Raw genomic sequence first — 25949 nt, forward strand, 5'->3', positions numbered from 1 at the left:
GTCTTTCCCTATTCTTACAAAAATATTTTCACCTAATTTTAATACAAACCCAACCCGCTTTCAACATTTTGTTTGCGAGATGCAGCCTCACGGCTTAAACGGAACGTTTTAAAGCTTCATCACATAACAAAAAAGTTTAAGAAAACGGGCGTCCCAGCAGCCTTGACCCGTTCTTAGCCGCGTTGCCACCCGCTTGAACAAGTATTAAGTTTTTTCTATGTTGTATTAACAAAAATTTAACTTGCAATACCGGGAACAAAGGTAGATAATAATGGTTATGACCCCAGTCATAAAATGAATAAAGTCACGAGTTTTCGAGGGAGTCTCCCATGCCGCTTGCGAACAACGAGGAATGAAAATATAGGTTCGTAAGCCTGCTGCTTAGCCGCATTAGTGTAACACAAACGAAACGCCGTAAGAAGCGAGCAGAGCAAGGAAGATTGATAAGGACGGGCCGGAGCGTATTGAGAAGTGCGAAGTTAGAAATGGGAAGTGCGAGTTTTAAAGAAATCTCACTTCTAACCTCCCACATCTCACCTCTCAAATGCCAAGCTGACGTAGCTTTGCGAGGCTTATCGCGACGCCCAGCAGAAGAAGTGCCGTTTTCAGGGGAGGTGACTGTTCTGTTCAGGGAAAACCTAAGGGAAAGTCTTAGAGAAAGCCGTAAGAAAGAGCTGAAGGACGAAATCTATATGCAGGCCCTTAAAATGTTCAAGGACCGCGGTTACGAAAACGTTACCGTCGAAGAGATTACCACGGCCTGCGGTATCGCTAAGGGAACCTTTTACAACTACTTCCCAAGGAAGGAACATATCCTCCTCCACGTCGGCCAGGAGCAGATGGAACTGTTTAAGGCAAGCATCGCGCGCCATGCCAATGTGTCGGATTTTCGCGAACGCTTAAAGCTTATGTTTGAAGACTTAATTGCCCGGATTGACAAGGAACCTGACCTGCTGAAGATAACGATCGTGGAAATACTGCGTTCATCGCTCCTGGAGCAGGAACTGCAGTTGCTGGAGAACTTCAAGCTCTGCCTCACACCTCTTTTTGAAGACGCAATGGATCGCGGGCAGGTCTCCGCCCGCTGGAGCGCGTACCAGCTTTCCTCGGTGCTGGTGGGGATGTATTATCATACCTTATTCGCCTGGCTGTCCAAGCCGGATAAAGCCGATATGCTTTCGATATTCTACAGCCATTTTGATATGTTTTGGGATGGAGTCGAAATCAGGGAGGAGCAGAATCATGGTTAAAAAGGGTGTCGTACTCGCAATGGTAATTATCCTCGGCGCCGCACTGTGGGCGTTTATTGGCCGATCCGGCGGCGTTGAGAAACCTAAACCCGAGGAAGGTCCGGCCAAAGAAAAACCCGTCGCTGTTAAGACGGCCGTTGTTTCCCCAGGCAGCATACATCCCTCCCTGGACGTCAGCGGTTCGGTTGCCGGCGCGAAAGAGATTGCGCTCACCGCCGAAACGCAGGGCGCGATAGTATCTCTAGGGGCTCGGACGGGTGACCGCGTTAGAGCCGGTCAGGTTGTCGGTACCCTGGAAAGTGAAAACCAGGAACTTACCATAGCCAAGTCCCAGGAACAGTTGGCCTCGGCCAGGCTAAACCTCGAGAAAGCAAAGACAGCGTTCGGCAGGGTGGACGAACTTTACAAACAGGAAGCCGTATCCCAGGCGGAATACGAGGATGCCCTGTTTATGCTGCAAAGCGCGCAAGTGGCTTATAACGTCGCTTTATCGGACAACCAACTGGCTCGTAAAGCGTTGAGTGATACTAAAGTAGTCGCTCCGTTTTCGGGAAGCGTCGTGCAGTGTTCCGTGGAACTGGGGCAGACGGTCTTTCCGGGCCAAGAATTGATGACCGTGGTTGACGACTCCAGTCTCAAAGTCAAGGCGAATCTTAACGCCGGTCAACTGAAATTGGCTAAGCCGGGACAAAGCGGTATTTTTATCACCTCTACGCATAACGGTAAGGAGTTTTCCTGTACGGTAACCTCTATAGGCAGTAAAGCAGATCCCGATAATCTCACGTACCCGCTTGAATTGTCCCTCCCGGCGGGCTCCAGCTCCCAGCTGAAACCGGGAATGTTCGGTAACGTCAGACTCCGCACCGCAGAGATCACACGGAACATCATTCCGCGGGAAGCCGTGATTACTCTGGAAGAATCCGGACAAGCGGAGGTTTTCTGCGTTAAAAACGGGAAAGCGGTTAAAACCCGCATACAAACCGGTGAAGCCGATGACCGAAATATAGCCGTCGTGGACGGGCTGAAACCAGGGGACAGGGTTGTGACGTTCGGCCAAAGCCTTTTGCGGGACGGCACCGCCGTGACCGAGGGGGAATAAGAGCATGAAAATCACTGAACTCTCCCTTGGTCGCCCTTCGTTAATCACCGTAGTTTTTATCTCGCTTTTCATCCTCGGGCTTGTTTGCTACGGACGGATACCGGCTGACCTTTTGCCGAAAATGGAGATTCCGTACGTGCTCATATCGGTTCCATACCCCGGTGCAGGCCCGGAAGACGTCGAACGGAAGGTGACCAAACCGCTCGAGGACGCCATGTCTTCCCTGAACAACCTGGATGCCCTCTCCTCCTATTCCCAGGAAGGTTTGTCCACGGTGGTGATCGGGTTTAAGATGGATACCGATACCGACGTCGCGATCAACGAGGTGCAGCGCAAATACAACGCCACCGTCTACGAACTCCCCCCGGACGTTGAGCCGGGCACTATACAGCAGTTCAGCCTCAATGATATTCCCATAGTACAGATGTCCGTCAGCGGCAATCTACCCGAGGCGGAAATCTACAAATTGGTTAAAGACACGATTCAGCCCGAGTTCCAGCAAGTAAAGGGCGTCGGCAGGGTGATGCTGGTCGGCGGCAGGGAACGGGAAATACGCGTTGAGGCGCAGCCGGACCGCCTGGAAGCGTATAAGGTATCTCTTCTTCAACTGATGTCCGGCCTGCAGTCGGACAACAAAAACACTCCCGCCGGCAAAGTGGAACAGTACGGCGAAAAATTCGTCGTGCGGATAAAAACTCAAGTCGCGGACTTCAAGGAACTCGAGAACATCATAATAACAGAAAGGAAAGAAGGTCCGGTCTACGTTCGCGACGTGGCGCGGGTCAGCGATACATTTGCCGACACCCAAAGCATGGTCAGGCTTAACGGCTCGCCGGGCATAGGACTAATGGTGTTTAAGCGGTCCGACGCCAACACCATCGAAACGAGTGACAAGATCAGACAGAGCGTTACCGAAATAGAAAAAAGGTTCGGCGTGAATGTTACCCTGGCCTACGACTCTTCTGAGTTCATTAAAGAATCGCTGACGGGAATCCAGGAAGAACTGTTGATGGCCGTTCTGATCGTGGCCTTTGTCATCTTCCTTTTCCTTGGAAGCTGGCGGGGAGCACTGATAATCCTCATGACCATTCCCGTTTCACTTGTAAGCACTCTCATCTTCGTATACTCATTAGGTTTTTCATTGAACCTGATGAGCCTCCTCGGCGCGGCGCTGGTGGTCGGGATAATCGTCGACGACGCCATCGTGGTACTGGAAAACATCCACCGTCATATGGAGCAAGGGGAAAGCCCGCTGACGGCGGCGCTAAAAAGCAGTCGTGAGATAGGCATCGCGGTTGTAGGCATATCCCTGACCTTAATGGTGGTTTTTCTGCCCGTTGCGCTGGTGCCCGGTATCGCAGGGATGATCTTCAGAGAGTTCGGGCTGGTGGTCGCGTGCGCTACTTTCCTCTCCCTTGTGGTAGCCGTTACATTGATCCCATTACTCTCCTCCCGCCTGATTAAGGTGGAAAAAAACCGCGGGGTTTTCTGGCTTACCGAGGTTTTTGACAAATTTTTAAACAGATTGAGCAGGGATTACGAAAAAGGCATCGCGTGGGCGCTGCGACATAAAAAAGCCGTACTGTTGACGGCTACAGCAGCTCTTTTCGCCTCTTTGTCGATGATACCGCTGCACATGGTCGGAACGGAGTTTCTTCCCAAACTGGACAGGGGTGAATTCATACTCAAACTAACCACGCCGCCGGGCACAAGCATCAACCGGATGGACTCCCTGGTGCGGGGAATTGAGGACGAGGTAAGGACCATCCCCGAGGTAAAGGACGTATTCACCTCTGTTGGATACGGGTCTGGGCAAGCCGACTTGGGATCATCAAGCAACATAGCCGAACTACATGTGACCCTTAAAGAGCAGGGCGCCGAAAAAAGCACCCCCGTTAAACGCAAGGTCAAGGAGATCGCCGACCGGCGGGCCGGGCTTGAGTCAAGCATCGTCTTAACCTCAATGTTCGGCGGGGCGGAAGAAGGCGCCCTCCAGATAGAGATAAAGGGATACAACCTGAATAAGTTAAAACAGGTCACCGAGCAGGTTAGGGAGGTTGTAGCCTCCACCACCGGCGCAAAGGATATCCGCACCTCCATAGCAAGCGGCTTACCCGAGTACAACATCCGGGTCGACCGGGACACCGCCGCCGCGCACGGCATCCTTGTCGGGGATGTTATAAACACCGTAGGCCTGTACCTGACGGGCAATGTGGTAAGTAAATACAGCGACGGCGAAGACCAATACGACGTCCGCCTGATCGGTGACGAGAACACTCGAAACAACACCGCCGCTATTGCCGATTTGCCTCTTACCAACCATTCCGGGGAGATCATAAAATTGGGCCAGGTGGCACGGTTCAGCCAGCAATCAGGCCTGAAAAGCATCGAGCGCAGCGACCGGCAGAGGGTCTTTCGCGTAAGCGCAAACCTCGAAGGACGCCCGCTCGGCGACGTGGTCAACGACGTAAAGGCAAAACTGAGCAGTGAAAAGACTCCTCCGGATGTCAACATCTCATTCACCGGCGAGCAGCAGATGTTTGAAGAGTCCATGGCCGACCTCGGCACGGCCATGATGCTCAGCCTGATCTTTATTTACCTGATTATGGTGGCGATTTTTGAATCCTTCCTGCTGCCGCTGACCATATGGCTTTCGGTGCCTCTCGCCATGGTGGGCGCCATTTTCGCGCTCGCTCTTACGAGGAATACTTTGAACATCATCTCCATGGTCGGCCTGATCATGTTGATAGGTTTGGTAACTAAAAACGCCATCCTGCTTGTTGATTTCGCGAACACGGCGCGAAGGAGCGGCATGAGTGTCAAAGACGCATTGGTGCGGGCGGGGTCCGTCAGGTTGCGTCCGATTCTTATGACCACGACGGCGATGGTCATGGCCATGCTGCCTTTAGCGCTGGGCCTTTCCGCCGGTTCAGAAATAAGGCAGGGCATGTCGATAGCGCTGATCGGCGGGCTTGTGCTGTCTACGCTCCTAACGCTGTTCGTCGTTCCGGTAATCTACAGCATCCTGGAATCGGTCAAGGATATGGTTTTAGGCCGGCGTAACAAAGTGACGGCAGGAGTTTAAGGCCGGGGATAGCCGTAAAAAGAGTCTTTGCAAAACCTTTGCCGCCCGAGGCAAAGGTTTTTTTATGTTATTCTACTTGGAGGTTTACGGGTTACCGTCAGGAAGAGCTACGACTTTCACCAGTTCCGGCAGGATTTCACCGGCGTTGCCGCGCAGGATCACCGACGCCCGGTCGTCGCAGGGCGTAGGTTCGCGGTTGACGATAATCAGTTGCCCGGCCGACTCCACGAGCGAAGCCGCAGGGTAGACGGTGAGGCTTGAACCCACACTCAGAATGAAGTCGCATCCCTGACGCAATACGATAAGCGCACGATTGAAATCGGGAGCCATTGTCTCGCCGAAGAGCACCACATCGGGGCGGAGCAAGCCCCCGCAGACGCAGCGCGGCGGCAGCTTCCCTTTTTCCAGTGCTTCTTCGGCGACTGTAAAGGGAGCCGTCATCCGGCACGTGGAACAGACAACGTGCCGCAGGTGCCCGTGCACCTCCCAGACCGATTTAGACCCGGCTTTATGGTGCAAACCGTCGATGTTTTGGGTGATAACCCCACAAAGCCGGCCGAGCGCTTCAAGTTCCGCCAGCGCCCTGTGCGCGGGGTTAGGCTGCGCCTCACGGTAAGCCAGCCATTGAGGGAGAAAGACATTATAAAAGCGTACCGGCTCGCGATTTAAGGCGTCTCCGGTTGCCAGGGACATCATTTCGGGGTTTGACCACAACCCGGTACCGGGGCTGCGGAAATCCGGTATACCGCTTTCCGTGCTAACACCCGCGCCGGTGAACGCGTAAGCCCGAGAGGCTTCCCGTAATAGTTCCGCAGCTTTAATAATCTTCTCCCTGTCCCGAATCCCTAATCCACCCACCCGGTTCCCGTCACCTCTACAACCTTTTGTGCTTTACGGAGCTCTTCCGCCAGTGCCGCCGCCGTAACGCCTCCCGAGAGAATAAGTTCCGGCGCCAGCGCCGCCAGGGGCACCACTACGAAGGCGCGGTCGCCCAGCCGCGGGTGCGGCACCTCCAAACCGGGCTCGACGATATGCGCGTCTCCGTACAGCAGCAGATCGAGGTCTATCACACGCGGACCCCAACGCTCTTTCCGCACCCGGCCGAGTTCCTTCTCAACCTGCAGAAGAGAATTCAGCAAATCACGGGGGGCAAAAGTGGTGGTAACCTCCGCCACCGTGTTCAGGAATTCCGGCTGATTGGACATACCGACCGGCGCCGTGCGGTAAAGTGGGGCAACCCGTCTGACCTTTATCCCCTCGGTCCGGCCGAGCACCCTCATCGCATCACGAAGGTTCTTTGTGCAATCACCCAGGTTGCAGCCAACACCGATATAGGCCGTTATTCCTTCGGGCACTGTTGCGCTCTCCGGAATATCTCCACTCCCACACTCTCAAAACAGCCCGGGAGGGGCGCCCCCGGTTTCTCCACCCGAACGCATACCTCGTGCACTACGAACGATTTCAGGACGGACGCAGCTATTGACTCCGCAAGCGTCTCAAGCAGCCGCACAGACCTTCCGCACACCACTTCCTCGACCTTCCGGTACACGGTAAGGTAGTCTATGGTTTTATCCATGTCATCGGCGGCACCCGCCGGCGAGAGATCAAGGTACAGCGTCACGTCCACTAAAAACCGCTGCCCGACCTCTTGTTCCGCCTGGAGCACCCCATGGCGGGCGAAGAAGGCCATTCCTTTTAGAAAAATCTTATCCATAAGCAACAAGCCCCCGTTTAGAATTAAGAAACCAGAAGTCAGAATAGAGAAAGCCGGAACCAAAAATATTTCACCACAGAGGCACAGAGTTCACAGAGAATTGAGAAATATCAAGGCCAAATAAAATATTACCCCTATTTTAATTTTCCCCTCCGTGTGCTCTGTGTCTCTGTGGTTATTTTTATTGCCGTCTTGCGTATATCCTGGCGTTTAAGCGCCTAATCGTGACTCGCGACTTACACAAACAGGACGCAGAGACCACTAATAAGAAACATCTGGATAAAATTCTTGGCGTCTTGGCGGTTAATAAATTCGTGATTCGTAACTATGGTTTCAGCGTGTCAGTCATCCGGGCCACCCTGACCATTTCCTTAACGTCATGCACCCGCACGATATCCGCGCCTTTCATTATCCCGACCGATACCGATGCGGCTGTGCCCTCAAGACGTTCGTTCACCGGAAGATCAAGCGCATAACCGATAAACGATTTGCGCGATGTCCCTATAAGCACCGGGAAACCAAGTGAATTCAGTTCTTCGAGGCGCCGCATCACCTCGATGTTTTGCAACGGCGTCTTGGCGAACCCGATCCCGGGGTCGATGATGATATGTTCAGCCGGGATGCCCGCCGCCAAAGCATGGCTGATGCGCTCCTCGAAATAGGAAACAATATCGCCCATAAGGTCCTCATAATCCGTACCCTTCCGGTTGTGCATCATGACCACCGGCGCTTTCGCCGAGGCGGCCAGGGGCGCCATCTCCGGATCGGCAAGCGCCCATTGGTCGTTGATGATGTTTGCACCGGCGTCAAGGGCGGCCCGCGCAACGGCAGCCTTACACGTATCTATCGATACGGGCACGGGTACGAGGGGCGCAATGGTTTCCAGAACCGGAAGCACGCGCCGCAGTTCCTCCCGCACCTCCAAAGGAGTGTAACCCGGACGTGTCGACTCCCCCCCGACGTCAAGGATGTCAACCCCCGCGTCGACCATTTCAAGCGCCCTGGCTTTCGCCCCCTCTATTGAATTATAGCGTCCGCCGTCGGAAAAAGAGTCGGGGGTGATGTTCAGAATCCCCATCACCAACGTACGCTCGCCGATCACAAGCTCGCGGCCCCTGCAGTCAAGACGGTACGCATCACGGCCTTCAACGCTGTGAAGTGCTTTCCGGATCTTGTCGCCGAGACCGGCAAGTCCGAAAGGCTGCATCCGGAGTCTGGCCAAGACCTCCTCGTACTGGCGAAGGGTCCCCATCAGCAATACGTCTGACACGGGCACCGAGTGGGTTATTACACCCCGTGAAACCGCCGCTTCCCCGCCCTTTGCCAGCATCTCCTGTTTCAAGATGTTCGCCTGCACCGGTTTCAATCCGGATATGCTAAGGACACGGAAAACGGCCTTGGGCGCCATTATCCGGCACCCTGTTTCATCCGCCCCCACCGCCGCCATCGCGCGCATCGCCTCGGCGCGGTTTGTCAGATTTACTACACGTACTTTAAACACTGTTATCCCTCCTTGGAGACTGCTGCAAAACTACGCCTAGCTACTTTAGAAGTAGACTCCGGAAGTCGGAAGTCAAAAAACTCAAGGAATTTCTATAAAGATTCTTTCCTCTGACATCTTGCATACGATATCCGTTTTCAGTCTCGGAACCCTTATTCAGTTTGACTGCCGAAAGACGTTGGATTGTCTTTCTACGGTAAGGTTTAGCGCTGAAATGCCGGAGGTTGTTCTTCTTAACCCTGTGCTATACCTCCAAGTATTATTTCCCAGCTTGAAAGTGTCAAGAGCAATCAGTCCCGGCAACCGCCATGTTTCAGAAGTCGGACGCGGGATGTCTGAAGTCAGATTTATGAAAAAAACTCGTGTTTCTAACGGCATATGGTTATAATGCGTTCTCGGCGGTATTGACCTGATGAAAAAAAAACCCGGGGGAAATACCTCCCGGGTTTTATAGTCACACTAATTTAAAATTACGAATATATGCTTTTGCTGTTAACCTTCTGCATTTTCCCTAATTTCTCATCAAACAGGCGCGGAAGGTGTTCAAATCCGGCGTTATCGTAATCCTCGATCTTACCGTCATCAACAAGCTTAGCCAGTTTGGGGTCGATGGGCAGGGTCCCCACCAATTCCAGTCCGGTCTCTTCCGCCACCGCTTTACCCCGCGGCTCACCGAAAACGTGGATCCTTTCGCCGCACTTGGGGCATGTAACGTACGCCATATTCTCGATGATGCCGAGAATCGGGATTTTCATGATCTCGGCCATCCTGATCGCCTTGCGCACCACCATTACCGCAAGTTCCTGCGGGGCCGAAACGACGATCATCCCGCTGAGCGGAAGCGACTGCATCACCGTAAGCGGCACATCCCCCGTGCCGGGCGGCAGGTCCACAAACAGGTAATCGAGTTCGCCCCAGGCGACGTCTGTCCAAAACTGTTTAATCGCGCCGCTGATAACCGGACCGCGCCATATTACCGGCTCGTCCTCTTTCTCGAGAAGCAGGTTCATCGACATTACGCGGATGCCGAAATACTCCGTCCGCGGCGGTACCACGGCGACCTCGTTCCCTTCGGGATGGCCTCTCAGCCCGAACATTTTTGGGATGCTCGGCCCGGTCAGGTCGGCGTCAAGTATCCCTACCCGATACCCATCCCGGCTGAAGGTCTTGGCTAACAGTGACGTTACGGAGGACTTACCCACGCCTCCTTTACCGCTCGCTATCGCAACCACCCTTTTAACATTGGAAAGTTCATTCTGCGCCAAAAAACCAGGGTTCTCGACGCTGTCATAAGATTCCTTTTCCCCGCAAGTTGAACAAGCACTTCCGGCCATTTCACACTCTTTCTTTTCATCGGCACCCAAAGAAATCACCCCAACCAATCTAGTTTTGTATTTTAAGAATCGTCACTTCCGTATCGACACCCTTGCCCGCCCATCCTGCCCGGAGGTGCGGTAACATCTTCAATTTCCCTGCCGCCGCATTTCGGGCATTCAGCCGCTTGCGGGTTGCCGCGCGGTTCTTCCCATTCGTTATTGCATCCGGCACACTGCAACCTCCGGGTTACCAACTGGAAATGGCCGCCTTCAACCCGAATGGCCTTCCCTTTCACCAACGCCTCCGCAATTTTCATCCGGGCTCCGGTAAGCATCCGCTGAAAGGTCGGGCGCGAAATCCCCATCCTGTCGGCACACTCTTCCTGTTCCAGCCCTTTAAGGTCCTTGAGCCTTAATGCCTCTATCTCCTCCACACCAAGGCCGACTTCCTCAAGGTTGCAAAGAGGAATCCCTGCAGGCTTAAAAAAAGTGCAGTGGGGCATAAATTCAACCCGTCGACATTTTGGCGGCCTTCCCAAAAGCAAGCCCCCCGTTCTAAAAAAGGACGCGTATGTAATTATACCTGCTGTGGTAGAACCGTTCAAGCTTCATAAATAAAAAAAGGGAGGAATTTAACTCCTCCCTCATTTTCTAACAGTAAAAACAAATAACCTTCCTCAGGCGGTTGCGTTTAAAACAACCCGACGGTGCGCCCGTTTTCGTCGATATCGACCTTAAAGGCCGCCGGCTGTGAAGGCAGTCCGGGCATCGTCCTCATGGCGCCCGCCAGCGGGTAAAGGAATCCCGCACCCACCGACGCCCGGATGTCGCGTATCGGGAATGTGTAACCCCCGGGGACGTTTTTCTTTGTCGGATCGTGCGATATGGACAGATGGGTCTTGGCCATGCAGATCGGCAACTTGCCCCAGCCCTGGGCTTCAAACTGCTGGATCTTCTTCTCCGCGAGAGGTTCGTACCGCACACCCGCCGCGTTATATACCTTTTCAGCCATAATCGCGATCTTTTCCTTGATACTGATGTCGTCCGGGTAGAGGAAACGAAAGTCCTTGGGCTTGTCGCACGCCTCTACCACGGCCTTGGCCAGGTCGGTTGCTCCCGCGCCGCCGTCGGACCAAACCGTTATCGGATACGCCCCTTCAGCTCCCGCTTCGAGAGCCTTTACCCGCACCGCTTCAACCTCGGCGTCGGTATCGGCCACAAACCTGTTTATGGACACCACCACCGGCACGCCGTAAGACTTCGCGATTTTAATCATATGGGCCAGATTCTCGCATCCCTTCTCAACCGCGGGGACGTTTTCCTTAAGGATTTCCTCCGGCATCGGCTTACCGGCCACCACGTTGCCGACACCGCCGTGCATCTTCAGCGCCCGGATGGTGCTGGTGATAACCACGCAGTCCGGAGTGAGCCCGGATTGGCGGCATTTGATGTCCATGAATTTTTGCATTCCGAGGTCCGCGCCGAAACCGCTCTCGGTCACAACGTAGTCCGAAAGCTTGAGACCGATCATATCCGCAAGAACGGAACACTGGCCGTGGGCGATGTTCGCGAACGGCCCGGCGTGTAGGATACACGCCTGCCCTTCCAGCGTCTGCATCAGGTTCGGCTTGATCGCTTCTTTCATGATTACAGTCATCGCCCCGGCAGCCCTAAGGTCTTCCGCCGTAACCGGCTTGCCGTCGTAGGTGTAACCGACCATCATACGCGCAAAACGCCGCCGCATATCCCTGAGGCCCGTTGTCAGCGCAAGAATAGCCATCACCTCCGAGGCAACAGTGATATCGAAACCGCTCTCCCGGGGGTAACCGTTCTCCCTGCCGCCAAGCCCGAGCACGATATTGCGGAGCACCCTGTCGTTGACGTCCACCACACGCTGCAGCATAATGGTAAGAGGGTCGATGTTAAGCGGGTTCTTCAGTAGGATGGAAGCGTCCATCATCGCCGCCAGAAGGTTGTGGGCCTGGCCGACGGCGTGAATATCACCGGTAAAATGGATATTAAGGTCTTCCATCGGAACGACCTGGGAGTAACCCCCTCCCGCCGCACCGCCTTTGATCCCGAAAACCGGTCCCATCGAAGGCTGGCGGAGTGTACAAATAACATTTTTGCCGAGCTTTCCGAGGCCCTGCGTGAGGCCGACCGTAGTGACGGTCTTTCCTTCACCCAGGGGGGTAGGGGTGATAGCGGTAACATCGATGTACTTTCCGTTGGGGCGGTCGCGGAATTTCTCCAGGACTTCAAGGTTGATCTTGGCTTTATACTTGCCGTAATACTCAAAGTCGTCCTCATCAAGACCAATAGATGCCGCTATGTCCCTAATCGGTTTCATCTTATGGGCTTGGGCAATTTCAAGATCGCTGGGAACAACACGCATTGACTCTCCCATCCCTTCCAAAAAATATTAGCCACGACGGCTTTTAGTTTGTCTAGTATAGCATTTTTTCAAAATGGTTTCCAAACCAGCCGGGTTTTAATCGCCATAAAACTAAGGTAAGTTGCTTAAAAAGGGCTGTGGCCGGTAACGGGGAGGTGAGAGGCGGGAGGTTAGAGGTGGGAAATGAGAGGAAATAAGACCCGCCACAGAGGCACAGAGCGCACAGAGATGGAACCAAACAGGATAACAGACAAAATCTTAGTATCTATATACAGGATCAGAATCCAATTATCAGCTTTTCGTTCTCAGAAATTTTAAGCAGGTTTATATCTCGACAAACCCGTCTCTATTCTCGATTCTGGTTACTGACTCCTGAATTCGGACCTAAAAAGAATGCCTGAGTAATACAACTTTATTTTCTCCGTGTCCTCTGTGTCTCTGTGGTAAAATATTTGTTTCCGGTTCTTTATTCGTAAATCCATTCGTCAAGCGTCAGTCTGTAAGGGACGATCTCCTCCTCCTTGAAGAAGATCCCGATCTCCCGCAGGGCGCTTTCGGTAGAATCCGAGCCGTGGACGACGTTACGGCCGATGTCAATCCCGTACGTTCCGCGAATGGTCCCGGGAAGCGCCTTTTGAGGATCCGTGGCCCCCAGCATATCCCGCGCGGCGGCCACTATGTTTTTACCTTCCCAGACCATCGCCGCCACCGGACCTGAAGTGATAAAGTCCACAAGACTTTTGAAAAAGGCTTTCTCCCGGTGCTCGCCGTAATGCGTTTCGGCAAGTCCCACCGGTATTAAAAGCATTTTTAACCCGACAAGCTTATAACCGCGCCTTTCAAACCGGCGGATTATCTCGCCGGTCAAACCGCGTTGAACCCCATCAGGTTTTACCATGACAAAGGTACGCTCCAAGACTTCCCCCTCCTAACGACAAGCCGGAACCAAAATATTTCACTGCAGAGGTACAAAGTTCACAGGGAATAGTAAATATCAAGACTAAATAATAAAAATCAATACCCATATTTCTGTATTTTCCCCGCCGTGTGCCCTGTGTCTCTGTGGTTACCCAGCACCCAACGGCACGTTAAAACTACTTTGTAACGTTGTACACAATGCGAACTTAGAACGCCACGTCTCAAGATTAACAAGTTGAGTGCTGGGCTTGCAGATTTTCGCGTCAAAGGCCCAAATAAAAAAACAACCGGGCCCGCGAAAAACGAGCCCGATTCTTTTCTACAGTCGCTTAAAGGTTATTACCGGTTCCGGTTTAGCCACCGGTAACGGGCGTTTTGACTCCTTGTTGAAGGAAACCGCAGGTGCAGGGGTCTGCTCGCCGGGAGACACCTGCCGCGGCGTCCCCATTAATTCGCCGAACTCTTCCGCCTCAATCGTTTCCTTTTCGAAGAGCCGTTTGGCCACCTGTTCGAGTGAATTTAAGTTGGCGGTTAGAATCTCACGCGCCCGGTTATAACATTCGTCAATCACCCGCCGCACCTCCCGGTCGATGGCGTAGGCCACCTCCTCGCTGTAATTCCGGTCGCGCGCGATGTCGCGCCCCAGAAACGGCGTATCCTGCTTATGCCCGAAGGTCAGCGGTCCCAGCTCCTCGCTCATCCCGTATTCCATTATCATCCGACGGGCCACCTCGGTCGCCCGTTCAAGATCGTTCTGGGCGCCTGTGCTTATTTCCTTAAGCATGAGATCCTCGGCAACCCGCCCGCCAAGGAGCATCGTTATCTGATCCAGCAACTGCGACCGGGTCATATAATACCGGTCTTCCTTCGGCAGCAGAAGGGTATACCCTCCCGTACGCCCCCGCGGGATGATCGAAATCTTATGCACCGGGTCACAGTACGGCAGAAGGTAGCCGACAATAGCGTGGCCGGCCTCGTGATAGGAAACCAGCCATTTTTCCCTTTCGCTGATGACGCGGGACTTCTTCTCCGGTCCGGCGATCACGCGTTCCGCGGCCCGCTCCATATCAGCCATTTGAATCTTTTTCCTGTCCTGACGCGCCGCCAGGAGAGCGGCCTCGTTGACCACATTGGACAGGTCGGCGCCGCTGAAACCGGGGGTGCGCCGCGCCACAACGTCAAGGTCGACATCCTCCCCTATAGGCTTCCCGCGCACGTGTACATTGAGTATCGCCCTTCGTCCGTTGATATCAGGCATGTCGACGACCACCTGACGGTCAAACCGCCCGGGGCGCAAAAGCGCCGGGTCGAGGATATCCGGCCGGTTGGTGGCCGCGACGACGATTATCCCGTCATTGGGATTGAAACCGTCCATTTCCACCAGAAGCTGGTTAAGCGTTTGTTCCCGTTCGTCATGGCCCCCGCCCAGGCCGGCGCCCCTCTGCCGCCCCACGGCGTCGATCTCGTCTATAAACACGATGCAGGGCGCGTTTTTCTTGGCCTGTTCAAAAAGGTCACGCACCCGGGCCGCACCCACACCGACGAACATCTCCACAAAATCAGAACCGCTGATGCTGAAGAAAGGAACGCCCGCCTCACCGGCCACCGCCCGGGCCAGGAGTGTTTTGCCCGTGCCCGGCGCGCCGAAAAGAAGCACGCCCCGCGGGATACGGGCTCCCACCTCGCTGAACTTCCGGGGGTTCTTAAGGAATTCCACAACCTCCTCAAGCTCTTCCTTGACCTCATCGATACCGGCCACATCTGCAAAAGTAATTTTTTTTCGCTCGTCGGAATGGAGACGCGCGCGACTTTTGCCGAACGACATAACCCGGCTGCCCCCGCCCTGCGTCTGTTGGATCATGAAAAAGAACAGACCCACAACAATCAGCACCGGCAAGAAAGCCGCAAGAAGGTTCGTCCACCACGCGGGTTGCGGGGGCGGTTGCCATTCCATCCGAACCCGTTTTTCCCGCAGCACGGTAATCAGCTTGTCGTCGAGAATCGGGCCCTTGGTTTCAAACTTGGTATTGTCGCGTTTGGTCCCGGTTATGAAATTGGTACTGTTTTCCGTACGGACAATCACACTGCCGATCTCGCCCTTATCCAGTTCCTGCAGGAACTGGTCGTACGGGATGGTTTTGATGTCGTTATTACGCGCCGGGGCATACCTGATCAACATTACAATAACCAGGACAATGAGCAGGTAAATACCCAAGTTTTTAAGAAGGCGCTGCAAAAAACTCTCCTCCTGTTATTTACTTATACCCGAAAAGAATCTAATCAATAAATTATATCACGTTACGTCCCTTTATAAAAGTCGTAGAACCCTTTATATTACTCTTTTCGAACGCAAGGAAGCAAAAATCAATAGACTATCCCCGGGTAAAGAACCCGATTAACAATTGATTCGCCTGTAACTCCGTTTTCCCTTCCTTCATGCAGGCAAGCTGAGATAAAAGTCTCCGATTTAATCGGGGACAATCCGTTACAGGCATGGTAAGACCGAAATTCGTCCTTTTTCGTCCATCCCTATCGCTGCCCGAAGGGGAACGGTTCTCCCGTCAAATAAATCAGACGCAAGTGAAGAAAACGCGTTGTCTCCGGCGTCACCGCCGCCCGCGCACTCACCCGTACCCCGCCGATCCATACTATGCCGGAGGCATCTATGACCAAAGGGATTTCGTCACGGTAGCAGCGGGGAATTTTTTGGGCGATAAAGAAATTCTTTAACTTAATCGGCGTCCGAAACCCAAACGGATGAAAAACGTCGCCGGGCTGGCGACGGCGCGCAAACAGCGGGGGTTCCAATCGATCAAGGTCCATGAGCACCTCGTTGGGAGACAGACCGGAAGGGTCGGAACCCTGGGTTTTTACCCGTGCTTCAAGCGTCGCATTAAGCTCTGGGATAGGGGTTGCGCCCGGTAAGCTCACGGACCGGCAGTAATCGGGAATCTCGCGCCTTTTCCCGCGGATCATGGAAAGCGTTTTGTAAGACCGCGCTACCCTGAGGCCGCGCGGAAGAACGACCTCCCGACCGGCATCAGAATGGAGAAGGTCCAGGATTTTTTCCGTATGTGGAAAATCAAGTTCGCCAATACCTCCCGAGAGGGTTTTATAGGCGGAACGGACCACCCGCCGGGCCAATGCGACCGGAAGCGCAGCAAGCGCGGCCGCGTCTAAATCAATACCCTCTTCCGAAACGGAGGTTATCCCGTCGTAAAACTTCGATGTTTCATCCGCAATGAACCTTTCTTCCTCGCGGGCTATATCCGCCAGACGACCGAGAGCCTCAACCACTGCCGGGTTATAACCGTGTTCAAGGATCGGGATAAGTCCGTGGCGGATACGGTTTCGAAGGTATTCGGTACTGAGGTTCGACGTGTCAGCACAGGTTTTGAGTCCTCGAAAAACGCAGTAGGATTCCACCGCCGCCCTTCGAACTTCAATCAGGGGTCTGACAAACGGTCCCCGTACAGGAGGAATGCCCTTTAACCCGGTTAATCCCGCGCCCCTTATTATGTTGAGGAGCACCGTTTCCGCCTGGTCGTCGGCCTGATGCCCGAGCGCCATCCGCACCGCCCCGACCCTGTCGAGCACCGAATGAAAAAACCTGTACCGCACTTCCCGCGCGGCAACCTCCGTCGAGAGCCGGTGTTCCTTGGCGTAAGACCGGACATCTGCTTCCTGCGTGACCGCCTTCAGCCCGTAAGAGGCGGCGAGTCCCATTACGAATTCCGCTTCCCGCGGGGCTTCCGCCCTGAGACGGTGGTTAAGGTGGGCGACGTATAACCGAAGCCGGAGGTCATCCTTGGCCCGCCATAATAAGTCAAGAAGCGCGACCGAATCAGGCCCTCCCGAAACACCAACCGCCACCACGTCCCCCGGGCGAAACATCCCGAAGCGCTTAATGGTTTCCTGCACCTGTGGAAGGATGTCCAATTAAACCACCCGGATTAAACTTCCACGCGTCCCGCCGTTTCCCTCCTTTACCAAATTATTGACAAGGACTGACGGTATTGAACGGACATTCTGATTACGACGATGGCCGCTTACCCAAAAAACCTTGTGACGGCATCCCCGAGCGGGGATAGAAAGGTAGCAGACCGGCTGACAAGTTAGCATAACGCGACGATAAACGTCACCCAGCTTTGTCAACCGGGCAAACCCGAATGCTCACGTACCTTCATGTACACTCCGCTTCGGATCTGCCCGGTTTTCGCACCGAGCTTGTTTCTCCCCGCGTTACGGACTAGTACTTGTCCGCAGACCTGCTTCCCACAAGGCAGGGCCCGCAAACCTACATTCTTAAAATGCAGTTTCCTATACGCTCAAGTTATGTGTCATAATAATGGCTGAAAAAGATATGCCCAATATTGGTGATAAAGCCGATAATAATGCTTTATTGTCCTTGAAGGGAGGGACTGTAGTCTGACGAAACCTCTAACCCCAAAGCGCAGCAGGTTTGGTTACGAAATGGCGGCGTGCATTTTAATCGCCATTATGGTGTTGTTCCTCGGATGGGTTTTAAGCCGGTTGGGACACAACCCGCATGAATATTTAGACATTCCGCAGGTCGTGGAAAACATGGACGCAAACCGAAACAGCATTCCTGACGCCCTGGATTTCGTAAAAGGGGCGCGCCGTGAGGTTCAGAACCACACACAATACGACGCAGCCTATTATTCAGGAGGATACCCCCCGGAGGGGCGGGGCGCCTGTTCCGACGTCATTTGGCGAGCTTTTAGGGAGGCCGGTTACGACCTGAAGGGAATGGTGGACGAGGATATCAGGAAGACACCCGCCGCTTACGGGAGAACGGGGGTGCTTCCGGACCCGAATATCGATTTCCGCCGTGTAACCAACCTTGTAGTCTTTTTTGAACGGCACGGGCGCGAGCTTACCAACAAGGTTATCCCGGGCGATAAAGACAACCTTATTGAGTGGCAGCCGGGTGATATCGTGGTCTTCGGTCCTCCCTGGGAGCACATCGGGATAATATCAGACCGGCGCCGTCCCGACGGTGTACCTTTCGTCCTCAATAACGCCGCCCCCGTAGCAAGTGAAGACGATTATCTCTTGCGCTGGCCGAGCAGGGTCACGCATCATTTCCGGTATTCCAAATACAGTCGCGAGCCCGAGGCAAAAGATGAAATCCAAGTCGAATATCGAAGGTCTTAAGTCCTGTTTCTCACTTCCAACCTCTCACTTCCCCCTTCCCAGGAGGTGGGCTTGCCTTACAGAGGTCCAAAAGCGAACCTTTTGCTCTTGATTCAGCCTCGTTCCGCCTCCATTACCCTGGCCACAACAACCGTGGCGTCGTCCGGCAGCACCCCTCCGGAAACCAACCTAGCCCGGTTTAGAATGAAAGACCCCATTTTTCGGGGGTCGCCGTCAACGGCCTCCTGAAGGCAGTCAAGGAACCATTCTTCCTCTCTTCCTTCGTTATGTTTAAAATCAAACAAACCGTCGGTAACCAGGAGCAGAACGTCGCCGGTTCTCATTTCCTTCTCCACTACCACCACCTCGATCGGATTTACAATACCGACCGGTAACGAAGGAGCGCGAACAATCTCCACGGTTCCGTCCCGCCGGTAAATAAAACCGGGCGCGGCGCCGATCTTTACCCACTGCAACCTTCCGTTGTAAAGGTCGATCACCGCCAGGTCGACCGTTGCATAGCTCTCCCCGGGTGAGTGCAAAAGAAGCAGGGAGTTCACCGTTTTTACGGCCAGTTCTTCGCCAAATCCGGCCCTTAGAAGTAATTCGAGCAGCGAAACCGCGGTGGTGCTTTCCGCCGCCGCGTCAGCGCCGGAACCCATCCCGTCGCTCAGTACCAGGACATAACGCCCTCCCGGTACCTGGATGCACGAGTAACTGTCCCCCGACATCCCGCCTTCTTTCCCCGCTGTGGCCATTCCAACCGCCAGGCGGTAGCGCAGTGCGGGGTAAAGGGTGAACCAGCACTTCTCTTCGCCCTCCCGCAGCGGGCAAGCGGTGTGCGCCACGGAATACGTCTGCCGCGTGATTCCTGAGATGACCGGGGCGACTACGCGCTGGCAGTAAAGATTTCCGGCACAGGCGCATGTGGAGACTTTAACCTCGATTCTTCCGTCTTCACGCAGCGATACCTGCAGGTGATCGATTTTTAGTTTTCCGTTTCGGACCATCTCCCAAAGCTCGGCTTCAATAGCCGCAACCCGGGAAAAACCATCCCCGAGTTCTTCGTAAAAGTCCTTCAGTACCTGAGCGATACCGTGCAACTGCTCGGCGACCACCGCCCGGCTTTCCACAATCCTCCGGTACCAGTACCTGTTCAATCGGAACGTTTCATAAAGGAGACCGACGGTAAGCGTCAGCTCCTTAAGCTTCACACAGCGCTTTTCAAGGTATTCCGGCAAGTCGCCGGGCTGCAGCCGGCCTTTTCCCTCAAGCAGGGAGACCGCTTCCTGCAAAATAGCCACGGTCTGTTTTTCCTCCCACTGCCAGCAGGTGCGGTTAAGCGGACAGTTGCCGCAAACCCGGTCCTTTACTTCTTTCAAAAGTTCGACGGTCCGGTTTTCTCCCGTTTGTTTTACCGCACCCGCCGCATGAAAGGTGGCCGCAAGTTCGTCCAGCACCTGGGCCCAACCGCTAAGACGCCCCAGCACCAGTTCCTCATACACCTTCTTCTCCGTGGCGGTGCCGGTGACGCCGGAAATTGAAGACCTGAAGCCTGCGTACCATCTTACGGGGATAACGAGATAGGCCAATGTGGCGACCCCAGTCTCCGCGACGATCCGTGACAGGTTGTGGAGGTCTTTGATATACAAAGCGAGAAGCACATTGCCCAGCGCAAAACCCACCACAACGCCTGCTTTACCAAAGCCGCGGAAACAACCGCCAAGGAAGCCCGCGAAGGCATAATTGGAAACGGCCTGCGGCGCCACAGTGTAGGCCAAACCGGGAATCACCCCCAGTATCGCCCCCGCCGCCGCTCCCGCTCCACCCCCGGCGGTAGCCGCCGCAAGCAGGAGACAAAGTCTCGTCAGCACGCCCTTCAGGGAAACCAGCCCCACCGCGAGCTCACCGGTTCCCGCTATGACCCCTGCAACCATCGCCAAAAGACAAAAGATTTCCTCGACGGTTAACTGCAAACCGCGCTTTTGACGCCAGGCGGCAAGCCCCCGGCTGAAAACGTATACCAGAACGCCGGCAAAAGCGGCTTCAAAAAAAATACTTACATATTCGTACGAGTTTGGATTCTGAAAGGCCAGAAAGCCGGTTTTTGTCACCACAATGGTGACGGCCACCAATCCCGGAGCGCCCAGAGGTTTTTCCAGAAAATCGCGCGGTGATATGCGTATCAGGAAGAGGGCGGTGAGAGTGGCGGCAGCGGCACTGACGGCCGCGACCCCTTTCAGCAGCAAGACCTGCCCCAGCAGCACACCGGCCCAGACGGGCCAGACCCGACCGCCGTAAGTGAGCGTGGCGGCGACTGCAAAAGCGGGACCGAAAGGGGTCAGTTGCCCGAGTAATACCGCCCGCCCGAGGAAGAAACCGGCTATATACAAAGCCGCCCCGCGGCTTTGATCCTTTAGCGCACGATAGAAAGAGGTGTTCTTACGGTGCCGGTCTTTCGATGAAAGACCCTTAACTCCATCCTCCCGTCGTATGGCCTGGAGCCCTCGACCCTTCGCCCTCGTTTGACGCCGGTAAGGGTAAGTATCCGCTCGTTCCAGCACCTTGACACCCCCGTTGGCAAATGTTACCTCAACTATAACCAACGAGGGCGGTGATTCATGTCGTTTTTAACATTTGCCGGCTAATTTTCTTTCGACACCGCCTGCCGTGTTGAAGGCAACTCCATAAAGGATGTCGTTCTCGCTCACCGTAATCCCGGGAGCGCCGGTGAGGTCGAACAGCGCTGTCAGAATTCCCGCACCGGCAACGATAATATCCGCCCTCTCCGGTTGCAGGCCGGGCACCTTCTTTCGATCGGACAGGGAAAGCCCGGCAAGTTTACCGGTCAGCGCGGCTACTTCTTCAGGCTCCAACAGGTATCCATGGATTTTTGCCGGGTCGTAGGATGCGATACCTTGACTGATGGCCGCCAGCGTGGTAATTGTTCCACCGGTACCGATGATACGGCGCCCACTTAAGAAGCGATGAAAAGGCCCCAGCAGGGCCTCCGCCTTGGCCGGTCCCCCTCCTTCCTCCGTAAGCCGGACCGCTCCGAGAGGAAGGCTGTGTAATATAATACGTCCCTTCTCGATCCAGATAAGCTCGGTGCTCCCGCCGCCGATATCAACGACCGCCGTCTTTTCGCGGTCTACCTCCAGGCCGGTCACAACACCGGCGAAAGTGTAAAAAGCCTCCTCATCCCCGGAGAGCACGCGTACCTCCAACCCGGTTGTCTGGCGTACGAGCGCAAGGAACTCCTCCCGGTTACGCGCCCCACGCACCGCCGAAGTAGCCACAGCCGTTATTACCTGCGCTCCCATGCTTTGGGCGCGCCGCCAAAACTCCGCCACCGCCGCTGCCGTTCTGGCCATCGCCTGTTCCGTTAAAAGCCCGGAAGCGATGCCTTCGCCGAGCCTGGTGGTTTTAAGTGCCGTTTCCACCCGCATGACCTTCAACTCAGGACCGACCTCGGCCAAAAGATACCGAGCGGAGTTGGTACCGATATCAATTGCCCCTACAAGCACCTAAAACACCCCCAAACAACATACGTAGGCTTCGAGGTTCACGTAAAAACGCCCCGCCCCTTGACCACACGATTTCTTCCTTGTAAGATAAATGCTGTATTTTGAATTAGTTTTATTGGGGTTATGGAAGAAGTCTTATAATTCTTTTATGGGAACTCCGTATTAGATTTCTATAATAAAACCCCGTCAGGAGGGTAAAGAAGTGAAACTACGTCTCGGCCTCCCGAAAGGCAGCCTGCAGGAAGCCACCTTTCAACTGTTTAATCGTGCAGGGTTCAACATTACCACCAGCGGGCGTTCCTATTACCCTTATGTTGACGATCCCGAGCTCGAGATCATCCTTATGCGCGCCCAGGAGATCCCCCGATATGTTTCGGAAGGAGTGCTCGATGCGGGATTGAGCGGCTATGACTGGATTCAGGAGAATGAAGCCCAGGTCGTAGAAGTCGCCGAACTCACCTACGCCAAGCAGTCCAACCGTCCGGTACGCCTGGTACTGGCGGTTGCACAGGACAGTAGCATTCAAAAGATTAATGACCTCCAGGGAAAGCGGATTTCAACCGAATTTGTCCGCCTTACCCAACGCTTCCTTGAAGCCCACGGGACAACCGCGAGTATCGAATTTTCCTATGGCGCCACCGAAGCCAAGGTTCCCGAGGTGGTGGACGCTATTGTGGACCTGACCGAAACCGGCAACTCCCTCAAAGCGCACAACCTCCGGGTGATGTCCACCATTCTCGAATCAACGCCGAGGCTGCACGCCAACCCTCAGGCCTGGGCGGATCCCTGGAAACGCGACAAGCTGGAAAAAATCGCTTTACTCCTCAAGGGTGCCTTAGCCGCATACGCCAAGGTGGGGCTTAAAATGAACGTTCCCGGCGATAAGCTCCCGGAGGTGCTGAAAATCCTGCCGGCTATGAAAAACCCTACCGTATCGCCCCTTTATAACAACAGCGGCTGGGTCGCCGTAGAAGTGGTGATAGACCAAAGCCGGGTGCGGGAACTGATCCCCGCGCTTAAGACCGCGGGGGCCCAGGATATAATTGAATACCCCCTGCTCAAGGTGATTTCTTAACCCAGATTACAGTGCTGCGGCATCCCCTGCGACTTCTTCCTTCGAAAACAAGCGTTCCTTCGTAGTGCGCGGCGATAAGCTGCGTATAGCTGCGTATTTCGGATATTGGAGGCCGGAAGTTGGAGGTTAGATTAGTTGAAGGAATTCGCTACAGCGAATTCCCACTTCTGTTCCGACTTCCAACCGCCTGCATCCAAATTCTAAAATGGCCCGTCCCTACCGCGCTTTTGTGCTCTACTTGCTGCTCCCCGCGCTCCCTATCACGCTACGTTCGTGAGTTGCCATTCTCCCCAACTTCATTACTCAATGGAGCGGCCACCGACCGCATGATGAACTCTTCCGTTCGTTCGGGGTGGGTTGCGTCGCCGCTAATCTTCAGGAAGCGGCCCCCGGGGATCGGACCCGGTTGCGGATTCGACGGTGACCACCGGAACTTCCCCCGGCTTCACCAGCCCCAGTTTTTCTCTGGCGAGAGACTCTACGTACGCATCCGACTGCAGCAAGTGAACGTGTTCCCAGAGCGTCTTGTTCTGTTCTCTTATTAATTTTAACTGCTGCTCGGACTGCGCCACACCCCGTTCCAGGTCGCCTAACCGGCTGAACTGCGCACCGACCATAAGAAGAAGATAGGCTAAGAGAACAATAAACAGGACAAGCGGTAACCGGGAAGGATTAAAACGCCGTTTTACAATCACTCCGGCTGTCTCAGTCGCTGCTTTCATTGTCACCCTCAAACGCCTCCTCGTCAGGTAACAATACCCGTCCCGGTAAAACAATAATAACCTCGTAACCTTTCTGACGCGCCCGACCGAAAAGGGTAGCCACACTTGAAAGGCTGAGATTTAAACGATGGGCGATCGCTTCCGCGGCATAACCCATCTCCTTCAGAACAACCACCTGTCTCTCACGATGGCTAAGCTTCTCCGCACCCCTGATTTCTATTTTCAATTATTATCACCTTTAGAACGGCACAGCTTTAGTACAAAATGAGGACAAAACTATTACATTAATTCTACGATAAATTAATTTCTCCTGCTGGGAAAATGAATTTTTTTCCTCAGGCTAATGATTGCGGCGGCGGCGAAACAATCCGGCTAGATGACGAAGGGGACGAAAGGAGAAAAGGAGGGAGTTCCCGATTGCATTCATCGAACGAAGCAGAGCCGCACCACAGCGGCTTTCAAACGAAACCATACGGCGGTGAAAAAAACGGCGGTAAATAAGCAGCCCGGCCGCCATGCCTAAAAAAGTGTAGAACCGCACCTCGCCGGCGTTGCCAACAAAAAGAAAAAAGCAGGCGGCCGCGATAAAAACCAGCCAGAAAGACGCGTCACCGATAGCTGTCAGAAACCGTGAACGCCACTTTAATAGTTGGAAAGAAACCCGGTAAAGGTCGTAAAGCCAACCGCCGAAAACCCCGATAGACATGCTTATCCCGAAGCTCTTAATCTGTAGGATAAAACCCGGCACGCCGGAACCACCCCCTTTTAGAAGTGGGAAGTGAGATGTTGGAGGTGGGATGCTTGTGGAAACTCGATGTGCAAATTTTTCCCGAAATCTCTCACTTCTGACTTCTCACCTCTCACCTCTCATTTGGCAAGTCTTTCCCAAAGGCCCCGCTTGTTGGTTTTTCTTTCCTCCGAATAAACAAGCGACTGAAATCTCCCCTCGACAACCAGCTTCCCGGCTTCTAGGTTCAGCTCGGTTATGTAAAGCCCCTCACCCTTTAATACCAGAAAACCTAGGTTCGTATCCGCCTGGATCTCCTTCTCCGAAAAGGTTCCTACGTGCCGCACCCCGTCGGCGACAAAGCGTTTCCGGTCTTCAACACTAAAACTATGGCGAGCGCTTTCGGCCACAAAACCCCCCCCCATTTCGGCGTCGGACATTGACCACCGATGTCTGTTGATATAATTAAGACTGGTTGAAATACTCAAGCTTGATTTGCTACTGATTTTATGCGCCGAAAACCATGATAGAACGTAACTATTCGGGCACGGAGTGGGTCGGAATTCGGAAGTCAGTAGTCAGTAGTCAGAATTCAGAATGGAGATGGGTTAGCTGAAAATGCAAACTGCTTTGCTTTCCTGAAAATGAAAAACCTGGGGGAATGCAGAGATAAAAAATAAACCGCGCCTTTTGCAGCGCGGTTTATTTTTTATACTTTTTAATATTATTCTGATAACACCTTGTAAAGGGACGGCGCCTCTTTAGCCGTAATGTGCTCGCTTACGGCAAGCACCTCGACCTTAATAGTTTTAGACCCCAAAGCTATAGACACCACATCCCCAAGCCCAACCTCAGTCGAAGGCTTTGCTGTTCTTCCGTTTACTGTCACCAGCCCTTCTCGTAAGACTTCCTGAGCAACAGTACGACGTTTAAACAGACGGGCGATTTTTAAATATTTATCTATGCGCACCCTTTGTCTCTATTTCGAAACGGTCTCCTTGAGCGACTTCCCGGCTTTGAAAACCGGAACCTTTGCCGCCGGAATCTGAATCTCGGCTTTCGTCTGTGGGTTTCTGCCTTTCCTTGCCGCCCGCTGTCTGACCTCAAACGTACCGAAGCCGACAAGCTGTACCTTGTTACCCTGGGAAAGAGCATCACTGATACTGTCAAAAACCGCCGTAATAGCCCTTTCTGCGTCCTTTTTCGTCAGATTGGCCCTCTCTGCGACACTGGCAACCATTTCAGATTTGTTCACAATCATCCCTCCTGGAAGAATTATGGGTTGTTTCACTATTCGCTAGAGTCTTTATTTCTCCTGCAAAAAAAGCAATTTATACTCAAAATTTTTCTAAGAAAGTGCTGTAAAACTTAACCTTGGGCCATCGGGAGGGTCCGCCACGCGGTGTATAATCGTCTGTATGCATTGCCCCAGGCGGTTTTGCCGCCAATTGCGCCGGGGTTTC

The 25949-nt window shown here is 53.9% G+C and carries 23 protein-coding genes; 5 read left to right on the forward strand and 18 right to left on the reverse strand.

The window, feature by feature from the left end:
• Nucleotides 1-596: 596 nt before the first annotated feature.
• From AB1500_06490 to AB1500_06500, 3 genes are read left to right on the forward strand one after another with little or no spacing between them, the layout of a single operon-like run.
• Complete coding sequence (locus AB1500_06490; protein ID MEW6182811.1) at nucleotides 597-1250, forward strand: TetR/AcrR family transcriptional regulator; 654 nt, start codon at nucleotides 597-599, stop codon at nucleotides 1248-1250.
• Nucleotides 1243-2349, forward strand: a complete 1107-nt coding sequence (locus AB1500_06495) for an efflux RND transporter periplasmic adaptor subunit (GenBank protein MEW6182812.1) — start codon at nucleotides 1243-1245, stop codon at nucleotides 2347-2349. The genes AB1500_06490 and AB1500_06495 overlap by 8 nt, the downstream gene beginning before the upstream one ends.
• A 4-nt stretch (nucleotides 2350-2353) precedes the next feature.
• Nucleotides 2354-5434 (forward strand): efflux RND transporter permease subunit, encoded by a 3081-nt coding sequence (locus AB1500_06500; protein ID MEW6182813.1) that lies wholly within the window; start codon nucleotides 2354-2356, stop codon nucleotides 5432-5434.
• Between the two features lie 84 nt (nucleotides 5435-5518).
• Here the strand turns inward: AB1500_06500 and AB1500_06505 are convergent, their stop codons facing one another.
• From AB1500_06505 to tilS, 10 genes are all read right to left on the reverse strand, one after another.
• Nucleotides 5519-6292, reverse strand: a complete 774-nt coding sequence (locus tag AB1500_06505; protein ID MEW6182814.1) for an NAD-dependent deacylase — start codon at nucleotides 6290-6292, stop codon at nucleotides 5519-5521.
• Entirely contained in the window at nucleotides 6280-6789 is a 510-nt protein-coding gene (folK, locus tag AB1500_06510) for a 2-amino-4-hydroxy-6-hydroxymethyldihydropteridine diphosphokinase (protein MEW6182815.1), read from the reverse strand. The genes AB1500_06505 and folK overlap by 13 nt, the downstream gene beginning before the upstream one ends.
• Nucleotides 6774-7148 carry a dihydroneopterin aldolase gene (gene folB, locus AB1500_06515; protein ID MEW6182816.1) on the reverse strand — a complete coding sequence of 125 codons (375 nt, stop codon included), beginning with the start codon at nucleotides 7146-7148 and terminating at the stop codon, nucleotides 6774-6776. The genes folK and folB overlap by 16 nt, the downstream gene beginning before the upstream one ends.
• A gap of 325 nt (nucleotides 7149-7473) precedes the next feature.
• A complete protein-coding gene (gene folP / locus AB1500_06520; protein MEW6182817.1) occupies nucleotides 7474-8604 on the reverse strand; it encodes a dihydropteroate synthase in 1131 nt (376 codons plus the stop codon).
• Nucleotides 8605-9119: 515 nt separating this feature from the next.
• On the reverse strand, nucleotides 9120-10013 hold the full coding sequence (locus tag AB1500_06525; protein ID MEW6182818.1) for an Mrp/NBP35 family ATP-binding protein: 894 nt from the start codon (nucleotides 10011-10013) through the stop codon (nucleotides 9120-9122).
• A 32-nt stretch (nucleotides 10014-10045) separates the two neighbouring features.
• A complete protein-coding gene (locus AB1500_06530) occupies nucleotides 10046-10504 on the reverse strand; it encodes a DUF134 domain-containing protein (GenBank protein ID MEW6182819.1) in 459 nt (152 codons plus the stop codon).
• A gap of 152 nt (nucleotides 10505-10656) precedes the next feature.
• Nucleotides 10657-12360: a formate--tetrahydrofolate ligase gene (locus tag AB1500_06535; protein MEW6182820.1), complete on the reverse strand. Its 1704-nt coding sequence runs from the start codon at nucleotides 12358-12360 to the stop codon at nucleotides 10657-10659.
• A gap of 466 nt (nucleotides 12361-12826) precedes the next feature.
• On the reverse strand, nucleotides 12827-13276 hold the full coding sequence (gene ndk / locus AB1500_06540; GenBank protein MEW6182821.1) for a nucleoside-diphosphate kinase: 450 nt from the start codon (nucleotides 13274-13276) through the stop codon (nucleotides 12827-12829).
• A gap of 321 nt (nucleotides 13277-13597) precedes the next feature.
• Nucleotides 13598-15514 carry an ATP-dependent zinc metalloprotease FtsH gene (gene ftsH, locus AB1500_06545; protein ID MEW6182822.1) on the reverse strand — a complete coding sequence of 639 codons (1917 nt, stop codon included), beginning with the start codon at nucleotides 15512-15514 and terminating at the stop codon, nucleotides 13598-13600.
• Nucleotides 15515-15807: 293 nt separating this feature from the next.
• Nucleotides 15808-17217 (reverse strand): tRNA lysidine(34) synthetase TilS, encoded by a 1410-nt coding sequence (gene tilS / locus AB1500_06550; protein MEW6182823.1) that lies wholly within the window; start codon nucleotides 17215-17217, stop codon nucleotides 15808-15810.
• Nucleotides 17218-17751: 534 nt separating this feature from the next.
• On the opposite strand from tilS, the gene AB1500_06555 reads away from it, so the two are divergent.
• Nucleotides 17752-18456 (forward strand): DUF1287 domain-containing protein, encoded by a 705-nt coding sequence (locus AB1500_06555; protein ID MEW6182824.1) that lies wholly within the window; start codon nucleotides 17752-17754, stop codon nucleotides 18454-18456.
• Nucleotides 18457-18548: 92 nt separating this feature from the next.
• Here the strand turns inward: AB1500_06555 and spoIIE are convergent, their stop codons facing one another.
• On the reverse strand, nucleotides 18549-20999 hold the full coding sequence (gene spoIIE / locus AB1500_06560) for a stage II sporulation protein E (protein MEW6182825.1): 2451 nt from the start codon (nucleotides 20997-20999) through the stop codon (nucleotides 18549-18551).
• Between the two features lie 66 nt (nucleotides 21000-21065).
• Nucleotides 21066-21962, reverse strand: a complete 897-nt coding sequence (locus AB1500_06565; GenBank protein ID MEW6182826.1) for a Ppx/GppA family phosphatase — start codon at nucleotides 21960-21962, stop codon at nucleotides 21066-21068.
• A gap of 202 nt (nucleotides 21963-22164) precedes the next feature.
• Between AB1500_06565 and hisG the strand changes: the two genes are divergently transcribed.
• A complete protein-coding gene (gene hisG, locus AB1500_06570; GenBank protein ID MEW6182827.1) occupies nucleotides 22165-23037 on the forward strand; it encodes an ATP phosphoribosyltransferase in 873 nt (290 codons plus the stop codon).
• A 368-nt stretch (nucleotides 23038-23405) separates the two neighbouring features.
• On the opposite strand, the gene AB1500_06575 is transcribed toward hisG, so the two are convergent.
• The 6 genes from AB1500_06575 to AB1500_06600 all read right to left on the reverse strand — a co-directional run bounded on the left by AB1500_06575 (nucleotide 23406) and on the right by AB1500_06600 (nucleotide 25741).
• Nucleotides 23406-23759, reverse strand: a complete 354-nt coding sequence (locus AB1500_06575; protein ID MEW6182828.1) for a septum formation initiator family protein — start codon at nucleotides 23757-23759, stop codon at nucleotides 23406-23408.
• On the reverse strand, nucleotides 23743-23985 hold the full coding sequence (locus AB1500_06580) for a sigma factor-like helix-turn-helix DNA-binding protein (GenBank protein MEW6182829.1): 243 nt from the start codon (nucleotides 23983-23985) through the stop codon (nucleotides 23743-23745). The genes AB1500_06575 and AB1500_06580 overlap by 17 nt, the downstream gene beginning before the upstream one ends.
• A 114-nt stretch (nucleotides 23986-24099) precedes the next feature.
• Entirely contained in the window at nucleotides 24100-24507 is a 408-nt protein-coding gene (gene yabQ, locus AB1500_06585) for a spore cortex biosynthesis protein YabQ (GenBank protein ID MEW6182830.1), read from the reverse strand.
• A 119-nt stretch (nucleotides 24508-24626) separates the two neighbouring features.
• A complete protein-coding gene (locus AB1500_06590; protein MEW6182831.1) occupies nucleotides 24627-24896 on the reverse strand; it encodes a YabP/YqfC family sporulation protein in 270 nt (89 codons plus the stop codon).
• Nucleotides 24897-25210: 314 nt separating this feature from the next.
• Nucleotides 25211-25456, reverse strand: a complete 246-nt coding sequence (locus tag AB1500_06595; protein ID MEW6182832.1) for an RNA-binding S4 domain-containing protein — start codon at nucleotides 25454-25456, stop codon at nucleotides 25211-25213.
• Nucleotides 25457-25465: 9 nt separating this feature from the next.
• A complete protein-coding gene (locus AB1500_06600; GenBank protein ID MEW6182833.1) occupies nucleotides 25466-25741 on the reverse strand; it encodes an HU family DNA-binding protein in 276 nt (91 codons plus the stop codon).
• Nucleotides 25742-25949 lie beyond the last annotated feature (208 nt).

The organism is Bacillota bacterium (assembly GCA_040755295.1).
Taxonomy (GTDB): domain Bacteria; phylum Bacillota; class Desulfotomaculia; order Desulfotomaculales; family Ammonificaceae; genus SURF-55.

Coding starts and splice junctions, on each gene's coding strand:
- AB1500_06495 (MEW6182812.1), top strand. CDS start 1,243: ATGGTTAAAAAGGGTGTCGTACTCGCAATGGTAATTATCCTCGGCGCC.
- AB1500_06500 (MEW6182813.1), top strand. CDS start 2,354: ATGAAAATCACTGAACTCTCCCTTGGTCGCCCTTCGTTAATCACCGTA.
- folB (MEW6182816.1), bottom strand. CDS start 7,148: ATGGATAAGATTTTTCTAAAAGGAATGGCCTTCTTCGCCCGCCATGGG.
- folP (MEW6182817.1), bottom strand. CDS start 8,604: ATGCGCGCGATGGCGGCGGTGGGGGCGGATGAAACAGGGTGCCGGATA.
- AB1500_06535 (MEW6182820.1), bottom strand. CDS start 12,360: ATGCGTGTTGTTCCCAGCGATCTTGAAATTGCCCAAGCCCATAAGATG.
- AB1500_06555 (MEW6182824.1), top strand. CDS start 17,752: ATGGCGGCGTGCATTTTAATCGCCATTATGGTGTTGTTCCTCGGATGG.
- AB1500_06575 (MEW6182828.1), bottom strand. CDS start 23,759: ATGAAAGCAGCGACTGAGACAGCCGGAGTGATTGTAAAACGGCGTTTT.